This window comes from Streptomyces longispororuber (assembly GCF_014656095.1).
In the GTDB taxonomy this organism is placed as follows: domain Bacteria; phylum Actinomycetota; class Actinomycetes; order Streptomycetales; family Streptomycetaceae; genus Streptomyces; species Streptomyces longispororuber.
This window is the reverse complement of record NZ_BNBT01000110.1, coordinates 1-13603: the sequence shown is the minus strand read 5'-3', so window position 1 is coordinate 13603 and position 13603 is coordinate 1. Positions and strand designations below refer to the sequence as shown.

Sequence of the window (13603 nt, the reverse complement as noted above, 5' to 3'; positions counted from 1 at the left end):
CAGATGGCTATGCCGCTGCGTCAGTCAATCAAGGTCGCTACCTATCTCTTCGAGCAGAAGCTGCGCAAGCGTGACAAGTTCCCGCTGATCGTCGAGCTGGAGCCGTTGTTCGCGTGCAACCTGAAGTGCGAGGGCTGCGGCAAGATCCAGCACCCGGCCGGTGTGCTCAAGCAGCGCATGCCGGTGGCTCAGGCCGTGGGCGCCGTACTGGAGTCCGGGGCGCCGATGGTGTCCATCGCCGGTGGCGAGCCCCTGATGCACCCGCAGATCGACGAGATCGTGCGGCAGTTGGTGGCCAAGAAGAAGTACGTGTTCCTGTGCACGAACGCGATGCTGCTGCGCAAGAAGATGGACAAGTTCACGCCCTCGCCGTACTTCGCGTTCGCCGTGCACATCGACGGCATGCGGGAGCGCCATGACGAGTCCGTGGCCAAGGAGGGCGTCTTCGACGAGGCCGTGGCCGCCATCAAGGAGGCCAAGCGGCGCGGCTTCCGGGTGACCACCAACTCCACCTTCTTCAACACGGACACCCCGCAGACCATCATCGAGGTCCTCAACTTCCTCAACGACGACCTCAAGGTCGACGAGATGATGCTGTCGCCCGCCTACGCGTACGAGAAGGCGCCCGACCAGGACCACTTCCTCGGCGTCGAGCAGACCCGCGAGCTGTTCAAGAAGGCCTTCGCCGGCGGCAACCGGCGCCGCTGGCGGCTGAACCACTCGCCGCTGTTCCTGGACTTCCTGGAGGGCAAGGTCGACTTCCCGTGCACCGCCTGGGCGATCCCCAACTACTCGCTCTTCGGCTGGCAGCGCCCCTGCTACCTGATGAGCGACGGCTACGTCCCCACGTACCGGGAGCTCGTCGAGGAGACCGACTGGAGCAAGTACGGCCGCGGCAAGGACGACCGGTGCGCCAACTGCATGGCGCACTGCGGCTACGAGCCGACCGCCGTGCTCGCCACCATGGGCTCCCTCAAGGAGTCGCTGCGCGCCATGCGCGAGACGGTCAACGGGAACCGGTGACGCCATGGCCCCGCCGGGCCCCGAAGCCCCGGGCCCGGCGGGGCGTCCCGTCCGGGGAGCCGACACCACCGTGAGCTGAGGACAACCAGTGAAGGGGGCCCGAGCATGACCATTCTGGAGACCATCAGGGGGCCACGCGACCTGAAGGCGCTGACCGAGTCCGACCTGCGCCGACTCGCGGAGGAGATCCGCGAGTTCCTGGTGCGCGCGGTCGCGCGGACCGGCGGGCACCTCGGACCCAACCTGGGGGTGGTCGAGCTCACCATCGCCCTGCACCGGGTCTTCGAGTCGCCCGTCGACCGCCTGGTGTGGGACACCGGCCACCAGAGCTACGTGCACAAGCTGCTGACCGGCCGTCAGGACTTCTCCAAGCTGCGCGGCAAGGGCGGCCTGTCCGGCTACCCCTCGCGCGAGGAGTCGCCGCACGACATCGTCGAGAACAGCCACGCCTCCACGGCCCTCGGCTGGGCCGACGGCCTCGCCAAGGCGCGGGACGTGCTCGGCGAGCGCGGGCACGTCGTCGCCGTCATCGGCGACGGCGCCCTCACCGGCGGCATGGCCTGGGAGGCGCTGAACAACATCGCCGCCGCCAGGGACCAGCCGCTGATCATCGTCGTCAACGACAACGAGCGCTCCTACGCCCCCACCATCGGCGGCCTCGCCAACCACCTCGCCACCCTGCGCACCACCGACGGCTACGAGCAGGTCCTCGCCTGGGGCAAGGACGTCCTCCAGCACACCCCCCTCGTCGGCCGCACCCTGTACGAGTCCCTGCACGGCGCGAAGAAGGGCTTCAAGGACGCCTTCGCGCCCCAGGGCATGTTCGAGGACCTCGGCCTGAAGTACGTCGGCCCCATCGACGGGCACGACATCAAGGCCGTCGAGTCCGCGCTGCGCCGGGCGAAACGCTTCCACGGCCCCGTCCTCGTCCACTGCCTGACCGAGAAGGGCCGCGGCTACGAACCGGCCCTCGCCGACGAGGCGGACCGCTTCCACACCGTCGGCGCCATGGACCCCCTCACCTGCGAGCCGCTCACCCCGGCCGGCGGCCCTTCGTGGACGTCCGTCTTCGGCGACGAGATGGTCCGCATCGGCGCCGAGCGCGAGGACGTCGTCGCCCTGACCGCGGCGATGCTGCACCCCGTGGGGCTCACGCGGTTCGCCGCGGCCCACCCCGACCGCGTCTGGGACGTCGGCATCGCCGAGCAGCACGCCGCCGTGTCCGCCGCCGGTCTCGCCACCGGCGGCCTGCACCCGGTCGTCGCCGTCTACGCCACCTTCCTCAACCGCGCCTTCGACCAGCTCCTCATGGACGTGGCCCTGCACCGGTGCGGCGTGACCTTCGTCCTGGACCGGGCCGGGGTCACCGGCGCCGACGGGCCCTCCCACAACGGCATGTGGGACCTGTCGATCCTCCAGTGCGTGCCCGGCCTGCGGATCGCCGCGCCGCGCGACGCCGACCAGCTCCGCGCGCAACTGCGCGAGGCCGTGGCCGTCGACGACGCGCCCACGCTGCTGCGCTTCCCCAAGGAGTCGGTGGGGCCCGCGATCCCGGCCGTGGACCGGCTCGGCGCCATGGACGTGCTGCGCGAGGACACCGCGCCGGACGTGCTCCTCGTCGCCGTCGGCGTGATGGCGCCGGTGTGCCTCCAGGCCGCCGACCTGCTCGCGGAGCGCGGCATCGGCTGCACGGTGCTCGACCCGCGCTGGGTCAAGCCCGTCGACGAGGCCCTGCCGCCGCTCGCCGCGCGGCACCGGCTCGTCGCCGTCGTGGAGGACAACAGCCGCGCGGGCGGCGTCGGTTCGGCCGTGTCCCTCGCCCTGGAGGACGCCGGTGTGGACGTGCCCGTACGCCGCTTCGGCATCCCCGAGCAGTTCCTCGCCCACGCCAAGCGCGGCGAGATCCTCGCCGACATCGGCCTGACCCCGGTGGAGATCGCGGGCCGGATCAGCGCCGCGGCGGCCCGCTGGGACAGCGCGCGGAACGGTGCGCGGGAGGCGGCTGTGACCTCTGCCGGGCCGCACGCCGCCGAGTCGGCCGTAGCCTCTGCCGGGGTACCCGCCCCCAAGGCGGCCGGTGTGCCCGGCCCCACGGACGCCGGGGCACGCGGCCTGGACGACGACGCCGGTACGCCCGGCCCGGAGAGGGCCGGTACGCCCGGCCCGCAGAGCGCCGGTACCCCCGGCCCGGAGCAGGCCGGCGCGGCCGGCGAGGAGACCCGAGCATGACCGGCACGAGCAAGGAGTTCGACCTCGGCACGCTGCTCGCCGAGCGCGGCGGCGAGCGCTACGAGCTGCACACCCGGCACCTCAACCACCAGCTCCCGCGCATGCTGCGCACCATCGGCTTCGACAAGGTCTACGAGCGCGCCGAGGGCGCCTACTTCTGGGACGCCGACGGCCACGACTACCTGGACATGCTCGCCGGGTTCGGCGTCATGGGCCTCGGCCGCCACCACCCCGTGGTCCGCAAGGCGCTGCACGACGTCCTGGACGCCTCCCTCGCCGACCTGACCCGCTTCGACTGCCAGCCGCTGCCCGGGCTGCTCGCCGAGCGCCTGCTCGCCCACAGCCCGTACCTGGACCGCGTGTTCTTCGGCAACAGCGGCACCGAGTCCGTCGAGACCGCCCTGAAGTTCGCCCGCTACGCCACCGGGAAGCCGCGCATCCTGTACTGCGCGCACGCCTTCCACGGCCTGACCACCGGCTCCCTGTCGGTGAACGGCGAGACCGGCTTCCGCGACGGCTTCGCCCCGCTCCTGCCGGACACGGCGGTCCCGCTCGGCGACCTGGACGCGCTGCGCCGGGAGCTGAAGCGCGGGGACGTCGCCGCGCTCATCATCGAGCCCGTCCAGGGCAAGGGCGTGCACGAGGCCCCGCCCGACTATCTGCGCGAAGCCCAGGAGCTGCTGCACCGGCACAAGGCGCTCCTCATCGCCGACGAGGTGCAGACCGGCCTCGGCAGGACCGGCGCCTTCTACGCCCACCAGCACGAGGAGGGCGTCGAGCCCGACCTGGTGTGCGTCGCCAAGGCGCTGTCGGGCGGCTACGTGCCGGTCGGCGCGACCCTCGGCAAGGACTGGATCTTCAAGAAGGTCTACTCGTCCATGGACCGCGTCCTGGTCCACTCGGCCAGCTTCGGCTCCAACGCCCAGGCCATGGCGGCCGGGCTCGCGGTCCTGGCCGTCATGGAGGACGAGGGCGTCGTGGAGAACGCGCGCGTGACCGGCGAGCTCCTGAAGTCCCGCCTCGCGGCGCTGATCGACACGTACGAGCTGCTCAGCGACGTGCGCGGCCGCGGCCTCATGGTCGGCATCGAGTTCGGCAGGCCCACGTCGCTCAAGCTGCGCAGCCGCTGGGCGATGCTCCAGGCGGCCCGCAAGGGGCTGTTCGCGCAGATGGTCGTCGTACCGCTGCTCCAGAAGCACCGCATCCTCACCCAGGTCTCCGGCGACCACCTGGAGGTCATCAAGCTCATCCCGCCGCTGATCATCGGCGAGGAGGAGGTGGACCGCTTCGTGGCGGCGTTCACCGACGTCATGGAGGACGCGCACGGGGGCGGGGGCCTCATGTGGGACTTCGGCAAGACGCTGGTGAAGCAGGCGGTCGGGAACCGGTGACGGGCCCCGGCCCGGACGGCGGACCCGGCTCGGACGGCGGACCCGGCCCGGACGGCGGGCCCCGGCCAGGACGGCGGGTGGCTCGCCCGAGGGGGGCTTTGCCTCTGAGGCAACAAAATTGCCCCAGGGGTAAGACTCTGGCTCAATCAAGGTATGAGCCCTGCCACCCCGGACAGTGACGAGGCGGTCGACGCGCTGCCCGTCGTCGCTCCGCAGCTCCGCGCGCTGCGCCGCCGGGCCGCCTTGACCCTGGAGGCCGCGGCCCGGGCCGCGGGGCTCTCGCCCGCGCACCTGTCCCGCCTGGAGACCGGGCACCGGCAGCCGTCGCTGCCGATGCTGCTCGCACTCGCCCGTACCTACGGTACGACGGTCTCGGAGCTGCTCGGCGAGACGCCCGCCGACCGGGACGCCGTCGTACGCGCCCCGGACATGGAGCCCACCGCCGCCGGCGGCTGGACGTACTGGCAGGCGGGCGCGCCCGGCCGGGGCATGCAGGCACTGCGCGTGCACGTCCCGTACGGCGCGCAGGGCGACATCGTGCGGGTGCATCCGGGCGAGGAGTGGCTGTACGTCCTCGACGGGCGGCTGCGGCTGCGCCTGGGGGACACCTCGTCCGTGCTCGCCCCCGGCGACAGCGCGCACTTCGACTCGCTGACGCCGCACCGGATCGCCGCCGTGGACACGGGCGGCGCCGACTTCCTGTTCGTCCACACCTTGCTGCAGAGCCCTGCCGCCGCGCTCTGCCTCGGCGGCCCGACCACAGGAGACCGACATGACGGAACCTGAACCGCAGCCGGCGCGCCGCATGGCCATGGAGGAGAAGTTCCCGCGCGGGCTGTGGGTGCGGCTGATCGTCTACGTCGCCGTGGGCCACCTCTTCGCGGGCTTCGTCTACCTGCTGTTCGTCCTCGGCGGCCAGAACCAGTAGCCGGGCTAGTCGAGGAGGCGCTCGCGCAGGCGCTCACGCGTCTGCGGGGCGAGCCGCAGCCCCTTGGTGAGGTAGGTCTCCGTGTCGCCCCAGGTCTCGTCGATGGTGGCGAAGGCCGCCGCCAGGTACTCGGCGCGGGCGTCGAACAGGGGGCTCAGGAGCTCCATGATCTCCGGCGACATGGCGTCCGGGGCCGTGCTGCTGCGGCGCACCTTGTACCGGCGGTGCGCGGCGTTCGACTCCAGGTAGTCCGCCTCGATCGCCTCGCGCTCCACGCCGACGGCGAGTAGCGTGACGGCGATCGACAGGCCGGCGCGGTCCTTGCCCGCCGCACAGTGCATCAGCGCGGGCACGCTGTCCTCGGCCAGCGCGTGCAGCACCTGGCTGTGCTCGGCCGTGCGCTCCGTGATGATCGTGCGGTACGAGGCGGCCATGCGGCCGGCGGCCTTCCCGTCGGACAGGACGGACCGGAGCTGGTCCAGGTCGCCGTCGCGGACCATCTTCCAGAACTCGGCGCCGTCGGCCGGGTCGGTCAGCGGCAGGTTCACGTTCCGCACGCCCGGCAGCTCCACGTCGGGCCCCTCCAGGCGCTGGTCGGCCGCGTTGCGGAAGTCGAAGACGGTGTGCAGGCCCAGCGAGGACAGGAACGCGGCGTCGGCGGCCGTGGCGTGCGCGAGGTGCCCGCTGCGGAAGAGGACGCCGTGACGGACGCGGCGGCCGTCGACGGTCGGGAGGCCGCCCACGTCACGGAAGTTGCGGACACCGGCCAGCTCGGGTTCGGTCGACGGGACCTGCTGCGTCACGGGCTCTCCTCTGGGTCGGTGGCCTGCCCCCCCGGGGCGGCGCGGTGCCGCGCGCGGCGGCGGTGGATGCGCCTTCGACCTTACGACACGGGTTCCTGAGGCAATCAGTCGTGGCGGAGCGTGCACGGGCGGAGCCCCGATGCTTGCATGGGCTCGCGGATGTGCGTACGCCCGCGGATCTGTCGAGATCGCGCGTTCATCCGGTGAGATCCGGCAGCGGACCTGTGGGGGTTTGATGATCGAGGTCGGCGCGGACGGCCGCACCTGGCTCCTGTCGGGCCCCACCAGCAGCTACGCGCTGCGCCTCACCGACCGCGACGAACTCCTGCACCTGCACTGGGGACCGCGGCTCGCGCTCGCCGACGCCGAGGCCCTGGCCGCCGCGCCGCCGCCGCCCGAGCGGCCCTTCGAGTCGCGCCTCGACGGGCGCGAGGAGTACCCCGTCGAGGGCGGCCCGCGGTTCGTGCGGCCCGCGCTCTCGGCGCGCGCCGGCGGGGTGCGGGGCACGGAGTGGCGGTTCGCCGGCGCCCGGCACGGCGAGGACGAGCTCCGGCTCACCTTCACCGACCCGCTGCACCACCTCGACGTGCTCCTCGCGTACCGGCTGCGCGGCGACGTCGTCGAGCGGTACGCGGTCCTCACGCACCGGGGCCCCGCCGGGTCGCCGGAGGTGGAGCTGGCGCGGGCCGACTCCGCGACCTGGACGCTGCCGCGGCGCGAGCGCTGGCGCCTGTCCCAGCTCCACGGCCGCTGGGCCGCGGAGTCCCGCCTCGTACGGTCGGACCTCGCGTACGGGGAGCACGTCATCGGCAGCCGCCGCGGGCACACCGGGCACCAGCACCTGCCCTGGGTGGCCCTCGACGCGGGCGACGCCACCGAGGACCACGGCGAGGTGTACGGCTGCGCGCTCGCCTGGTCCGGCTCGTGGCGGATCGCGGTGCACCGGCTCCCGGACGGCGCCGTGCAGGTCACCGGCGGCCCGGGCCACGACGACTCGGGCTTCGAGGTGCTCACGCCCGGCACGGCGTACGTCACGCCCGTCTTTGCCGGGCTGTGGAGCGACGGCGGCTTCGGCGGGGCGAGCCGGGCCTGGCACGCCTACCAGCGCGCGCACGTGATCCCGGACGAGGGCGAGGTGCGGCCGGTGCTCTACAACTCCTGGGAGGCCACCGGGTTCGACATCTGCGAGGCGCAGCAGCGGGAGCTGGCCGGGCGGGCCGCGGCGCTGGGCGTGGAGCTGTTCGTCGTCGACGACGCGTGGTTCGGGCGGCGGACCAGCGACCGGGCCGGGCTCGGCGACTGGACGCCCAACCCCGAGCGGTTCCCGCGCGGTCTGCGGCCGCTCGCCGAGCACGTGCACCACCTCGGCATGGACTTCGGCATCTGGGTGGAGCCCGAGATGGTGAACGCCGACAGCGACCTGTACCGCGCGCACCCCGACTGGGTGCAGCACCACCCCGGGCGCACCCGTACGGAGTACCGCAACCAGCTCGTGCTCAACGTCGCCCGCGACGACGTGCGGGCGTACCTGTGGGAGCGGCTCGACGCGCTCCTGTCCGACGCCCCGGTCGACTACGTGAAGTGGGACTTCAACCGCTGCTTCACCGACCCGGGATGGCCCGGGGAGCCCTGGCCGCAGCGGCTGTGGTCCGCCCACGTCCACGGCGTCTACGACCTCATCGACCGGCTGCGGGCCGCGCACCCGGCCGTCGCCTTCGAGTCCTGCTCGGGCGGCGGGGGCCGGGTCGACCTCGGCATCCTCTCCCGCACGGACCAGGTGTGGACCTCCGACAACACCGACCCGGCGGACCGGCTCGCCATCCAGTACGGCTTCAGCCACGCGCACCCCGCCCGGGTGATGGCCGCCTGGGTCACCGACAGCCCGAACACCCAGCTCAACGGCCGCGTGAGCCCGCTGCGGTTCCGCTTCGTCAGCGCCATGGCCGGGGTGCTCGGCATCGGCGGCGACCTGACGCGGTGGAGCGACGAGGAACTGGCCGAGGCGCGCCGGTGGGTGGAGCTGTACAAGGAGATCAGGCCGGTCGTCCAACTGGGCGACCTGTACCGGCTGCGGCCGCCCGGCGACGGGCTCGGCGCCGTGCAGTACGTGCGGGGCGACGACGTCGTGGTCCTCGCCTGGCTGCGCGCGCAGGCCTACGGCGAGGAGCCCCCGCCGCTGCGGCTGAGCGGGCTCGACGCCTCGGCGGCGTACGTGTGCCGCGACACCGGCACGGTGCACCGGGGCGCGCTGTTGCTGCACCACGGGCTGCGCACCGGGCTGCGCGGGGACCTGGACGCGGCGGTGTTCCGGCTGCGCCGCGCACCCGGCACGGCGCCCGGCACCGCACCGGCCCCTTAGATCACGTCGGCCTCTCTCACCTCTCCGACCAGTCCGACCTCTCCGACCTCGCTATTCCTGGTTGGGACAAACTTGACCGGTGGCTTATCTCACGCCACGTCAACCCCTTATTACGGTGGCGTAGGTCACTTGACGGAAGGAAAGATGGGACGACGTGACAGCAGAGTCGACACCCTTCGTCAAGAACGCACCCACCCACCCCATCACCTCCTACGCGGCGATCGGCGACAGCTTCACCGAAGGCGTGGGGGACCCCGGGCCGGACGGGACCTTCGTGGGCTGGGCCGACCGGCTCGCCGTGCTGCTCGACGACCTGGTCCCGGAGCACACGTTCCGGTACGCGAACCTCGCCGTGCGCGGCAAGCTGCTCGACCAGATCGTCGCCGACCAGGTGCCGCGGGCCAAGGAGCTCGCCCCGGACCTGGTGACGTTCTGCGCGGGCGGCAACGACATCATCCGGCCCGGCACCGACCCGGACGACGTCGCCGAGCGCTTCGAGCGGGCCGTCGCCGACCTCACCTCGGCCGTCGGCACCGTCATGGTCACCACCGGCTTCGACACCCGCGGCGTGACCCTCCTCAAGCACCTGCGCGGCAAGATCGCCACGTACAACGGCCACGTCCGCGCGGTCGCCGACCGGTACGGCTGCCCGGTGCTCGACCTGTGGTCCCTGAAGACCGTCCAGGACCGGCGGGCCTGGGACACCGACCGGCTGCACCTGTCGGCCGAGGGGCACACGCGCGTGGCGCTGCGCGCGGCCCAGGTGCTCGGCATCGACGTACCCGCCGACCCGGAGCAGGCGTGGCCGCCGCTGCCGCCGCGCGGGCCGCTGGAGGTGCGGCGCGACGACATCCAGTGGGCGCGCGAGCACCTGGTCCCGTGGATCGGGCGGCGGCTGCGCGGCCAGTCGTCGGGCGACCACGTGGCGGCCAAGCGGCCGGACCTGATGCCGCTGTAGGGGCCGTGGGGGACGGCCGGTGGCCCGCGGGGCGGTCGGCCGCCCGGCGGACGCGCGGGCCCGTCAGAGGACGCCGCGCGCCTGGCGGCCGGGCGCCTCGCGCAGGTCGCAGGACTCCTTGAAGCCCTGACTGGTCAGGCCCATCGCCGAGTTGAAGCGCGAGCGCAGGTTCTCGACGGCGACCATCATGGTCAGCTCGACGAACGCGGGCTCGCCGAGCCGGGCGAGCAGCCGCGCGGACAGTTCGTCGTCGACCTCCGGCGGGTTCGCGGTCATCGCCTCCGCGTACGCCATGACGTCGCGCTCCAGCGGCGTGTACGCGTCGCTGTCGCGCCACGCGGGCACGTCGTGCAGCTTGCGGGTGTCCAGGCCGAGCCGGTGCCCTTCCCAGTAGCCGAAGTCCATGCACCAGGAGCAGCCGATCGAGGCCGCCGAGGCCATCACCGCGAGCTCCTTCAGGCCCTTGTCCAGCTTGTTCCACCTGGCCACGGACTGCTCGAAGCGGAGGTAGGCCCACAGGGCGCGGCGGTGGTGGGCCATCGCCCGGCCCGGGTCGAGGACCTTGCCGTAGGTGCGCTTCGAGTACCACTCCAGGGCGCGGAAGAGCAGCGTGCGCGGCGGGGTGAGCGAGATACGGGCCATGGGGCCACCTCCGGAGTCCGTGCGGCGCGGTCGCGCCGTCCCACCGGTACGACGGGCCGGGCGGGCGCGGATGTGACATCGCGCGGGGCTCGGCGGCGCGCGGGCACCGCCGAGGGGCGGCGTCGAGGCCCGGGGCCGCGGGGCGGGGGAGCCCTGGGCGGCTCCCGGCGGCCGGTGGCAGGGGCGGCCCGCTCGGCCGCCGGGGGCCGCGCACATAATGGGGAGGCTTGAGCCCCTGTTCCCGGAGGTGCGCCGTGTCCCGGTTCCTGAGCCCCCTGCTCCGCCCGCTGCGTCCGGCCGCCTTCGGCGCGGAACCCAGCGGCGACCGCCTCGCGCGCATCCGCAGATCGCCGCACTTCGCCGACGGCTCGTTCCGGAACCCGGTGGGGGCGCGCACCCGGCCCTCCGGCTCCGCCCTGGAATTCGCGAAGGTCTACTTCCGGCGCGAGGAGCGCGTCCGGCGCGCACCGGCGGGGCACGTGCCGGTGCACGCCACCACGCTCGCCGACCTCGCCACGCCCCCGGCGAGCGGCCTGCGGCTCACCTGGATGGGACACTCCAGCGTCCTCGCCGAGATCGACGGGCGCCGGGTGCTCCTCGACCCGGTGTGGGGCGAGCGGTGCTCGCCCTTCGCCTTCGCCGGGCCCCGGCGGCTGCACCCGGCCCCCGTGCCGCTGGCGGCGCTCGGCCCGGTCGACGCCGTCGTCATCTCGCACGACCACTACGACCACCTGGACCTGCCCAGCATCAGGGCGTTCGCGGGCACGGAGACGCTGTTCGTCGTGCCGCTCGGCGTCGGCGCGCACCTGGAGCGCTGGGGCGTGCCCGCGAGCCGCCTGCGCGAGCTGGACTGGCACGAGTCCACGGACGTCGGCGGCCTGACACTGACGGCCACGCCCGCCCGCCACTTCTGCGGCCGGGGCCTGCGCAACCAGCAGCACACGCTGTGGGCGTCCTGGTGCGTCACGGGTCCCGAACACCGCGTCTTCCACAGCGGCGACACCGGCTACTTCCCGGGGTTCAAGGAGATCGGCGCCGCCCACGGGCCGTTCGACGCCACCATGATGCAGATCGGCGCATATTCCGACTTCTGGCCGGACATCCACATGCGTCCCGAGGAGGGCGTGCGCGCCCACCTCGACCTCCAGGGCGGGCGGCCGCACGGCGTGCTGCTCCCGATCCACTGGGCCACGTTCAACCTGGCGCCGCACGCCTGGGCCGAGCCCGGTGAGGGCACGCTCGCCGCCGCCCGCGCGGTGGGCGCCCCGCTCGCGCTGCCCATCCCCGGCGAGCCCTTCGAGCCGGGGTCCGGCGCGGTGCCCGACGCCCCGTGGTGGCGCGCGGTCGCCGTCGCGCCCGCGGGCGGCTGGAGCGGGCCCGGCACCGGCCCCGGTCCGACGCCGGACGCGACGGACCACGAGACGGCCCCCGTGGCCTGAGCGGCGGAGAGGACACGCCCCCGGACGCGCGGCGTCTGCGGGGCGTACGGGGAGTGTCCGCGGGGCGTGCGCACGGTGTCCGCGGGGCGTGCGCGGGTGTCCGCGCGGGGGGCGTGCAGGGGACGTGCCGGGCATGCGCGCGGGATATCGGAACGGGCGCTCGGTAGAACGTTCGTCCTACCGCCGTGAGGTGGTCGCGCGGGCGTACGACGGTTTTCGCGCGGCCGTGCGAGGCGTCATACCAGAGCGGGACGCCGACTGCCGGACTTTGTCAACTGCCCACCGCACGTGAGGTCTTGGCGACTACCGTGTGTGGCCGTCGGGCGACGCAGGGATCACATCACGGCCTGCCGGCCGGCACCGCGATGCCATCGACGAGGTGCCGCAGTGGACCGCTGGGGTGCCCGTCGCGACGTACCGAGGACACAGATGTCTCACCTTCGCGCACCGGCAGGACGCGCAGACCGCCGCGAGGGCGGACGGCACGGCAGGTCCGGCAGCCGGGCCGCGCCGCCCCCGCCCGAGACGCGCATACGGCCGCACCTGCTGCGGATCACCGTGCTGCCCGCCGTCGTCGTGGGGCTGTGCGGCTGCGCCGCCGTGCTCTTCGTGATCCGTGCCTCCGGGGCCCGGCCGCAGCCGCCGCTGCTCGCCCTGCTCGGCGCCGCGGCCCTGCTCGGCCTCGTCGGCATCGTGATCGCGGCGGTGGCCGCCGACCGGGCCGCGCGGTCCCTGCGCGACCGCCTCGCCGCGCTGCGCCGCACCACCGCGCGCGGCCAGGCCGACCTGCGCGACCTCGTCGAGCGGCTGCGCAGCGGCGAGTCCCCGGCGGTCCGCGAGCCCGCCGCGCGCCCGGCACCGGCCCAGGACGAGTTCGGCCTGCTCGCCGACGAGCTGGCCCGCGCCCGCGAGGGGGCCGTCACCGCCGTCGTACAGGCGTCCCGGCTCTCCGGCCAGGCGGGCAACGAGCAGAAGGTCGAGGTCTTCGTGAACCTCGCCCGGCGCCTGCAGTCGCTCGTACACCGGGAGATCTCCCTGCTCGACGAGCTGGAGAACGCCGTCGAGGACCCCGAACTGCTCAAGGGCCTCTTCCACATCGATCACCTGGCCACGCGCATCCGGCGGCACGCCGAGAACCTCGCCGTGCTCGGCGGCGCCATGTCGCGCCGCCAGTGGAGCAGGCCGGTGTCCATGACGGAGGTGCTCCGCTCGTCCATCGCCGAGGTCGAGCAGTACTCCCGGGTCAAGCTGGTGCCGCCCGTCGACGGGACCCTGCGCGGGCACGCCGTCGCCGACGTCATCCACCTGCTCGCCGAACTGGTCGAGAACGCCACGGTGTTCTCCGCCCCGCACACCCAAGTCCTGCTGCGCGCGGGCCGGGTGACGTCCGGGCTCGCCATCGAGGTCGAGGACCGCGGCCTCGGCATGCCCGTCGCCGAGCAGGCCCGGATGAACCAACTCCTCGCCGACCCCGACCAGGTCAACGTCGCGAGCCTGCTCCAGGACGGCCGCATCGGCCTGTTCGTCGTCGCGGCGCTCGCCCGCCGCCACGGCATCGCGGTGCGCCTGCAGAGCAACATCTACGGCGGCGTCCAGGCCGTCCTCATCATCCCCCAGGGGCTCCTCGGCGCCGAGCAGGACGCCGCACCCGCCGCCCGCGCCTCCGCCTCTGCCTCCGCTCCCACTTCCGCTTCCGGCCTCACCGCTCCCGCGCCCGACGCGGTCCCGCAGCCCGCCCCGCCCGCGCCCGCGCCGGAGCCGGACCCCCGGGACACCCCGGGCCCCGGCGTCCCGGTCCCCGGCACCCCCGCCCCGGACCCGGCGCCCCACG

The 13603-nt window shown here is 73.8% G+C and carries 10 protein-coding genes and 1 pseudogene; 9 read left to right on the top strand and 2 right to left on the bottom strand.

The window, feature by feature from the left end; genetic code table 11:
- Window positions 1–3 precede the first annotated feature (3 nt).
- The 5 genes and pseudogenes from hpnH to IE330_RS27125 all read left to right on the top strand — a co-directional run bounded on the left by hpnH (window position 4) and on the right by IE330_RS27125 (window position 5571).
- A complete protein-coding gene (hpnH, locus tag IE330_RS27145; RefSeq protein ID WP_190138764.1) occupies window positions 4–1023 on the top strand; it encodes an adenosyl-hopene transferase HpnH in 1020 nt (339 codons plus the stop codon).
- A 105-nt stretch (window positions 1024–1128) separates the two neighbouring features.
- A pseudogene (dxs, locus tag IE330_RS27140) lies at window positions 1129–2988 on the top strand (1-deoxy-D-xylulose-5-phosphate synthase); the annotation flags it as partial.
- 260 nt (window positions 2989–3248) lie between these two features.
- A complete protein-coding gene (locus tag IE330_RS27135; protein WP_190138762.1) occupies window positions 3249–4643 on the top strand; it encodes an aspartate aminotransferase family protein in 1395 nt (464 codons plus the stop codon).
- Between the two features lie 153 nt (window positions 4644–4796).
- Entirely contained in the window at window positions 4797–5429 is a 633-nt protein-coding gene (locus IE330_RS27130; protein ID WP_190138761.1) for a helix-turn-helix domain-containing protein, read from the top strand.
- A 25-nt stretch (window positions 5430–5454) separates the two neighbouring features.
- The gene (locus IE330_RS27125; protein ID WP_190138775.1) at window positions 5455–5571 is read left to right on the top strand and encodes a DUF6126 family protein; all 117 of its coding nucleotides are present in this window, start codon (window positions 5455–5457) and stop codon (window positions 5569–5571) included.
- 5 nt (window positions 5572–5576) lie between these two features.
- On the opposite strand, the gene IE330_RS27120 is transcribed toward IE330_RS27125, so the two are convergent.
- Window positions 5577–6374: a tyrosine-protein phosphatase gene (locus IE330_RS27120; RefSeq protein ID WP_190138760.1), complete on the bottom strand. Its 798-nt coding sequence runs from the start codon at window positions 6372–6374 to the stop codon at window positions 5577–5579.
- A 235-nt stretch (window positions 6375–6609) separates the two neighbouring features.
- Between IE330_RS27120 and IE330_RS27115 the strand changes: the two genes are divergently transcribed.
- Window positions 6610–8733, top strand: a complete 2124-nt coding sequence (locus tag IE330_RS27115) for an alpha-galactosidase (protein WP_190138759.1) — start codon at window positions 6610–6612, stop codon at window positions 8731–8733.
- 154 nt (window positions 8734–8887) lie between these two features.
- Window positions 8888–9691, top strand: a complete 804-nt coding sequence (locus IE330_RS27110; RefSeq protein WP_190138758.1) for an SGNH/GDSL hydrolase family protein — start codon at window positions 8888–8890, stop codon at window positions 9689–9691.
- 63 nt (window positions 9692–9754) lie between these two features.
- Here the strand turns inward: IE330_RS27110 and IE330_RS27105 are convergent, their stop codons facing one another.
- Window positions 9755–10333 carry a carboxymuconolactone decarboxylase family protein gene (locus IE330_RS27105; protein ID WP_190138757.1) on the bottom strand — a complete coding sequence of 193 codons (579 nt, stop codon included), beginning with the start codon at window positions 10331–10333 and terminating at the stop codon, window positions 9755–9757.
- A gap of 254 nt (window positions 10334–10587) precedes the next feature.
- On the opposite strand from IE330_RS27105, the gene IE330_RS27100 reads away from it, so the two are divergent.
- Both IE330_RS27100 and IE330_RS27095 read left to right on the top strand, forming a co-directional pair.
- On the top strand, window positions 10588–11772 hold the full coding sequence (locus IE330_RS27100; RefSeq protein ID WP_190138756.1) for an MBL fold metallo-hydrolase: 1185 nt from the start codon (window positions 10588–10590) through the stop codon (window positions 11770–11772).
- Window positions 11773–12201: 429 nt separating this feature from the next.
- Window positions 12202–13603 (top strand): sensor histidine kinase (locus IE330_RS27095; protein WP_190138755.1); only part of this gene is annotated, 1402 nt, incomplete at its 3' end.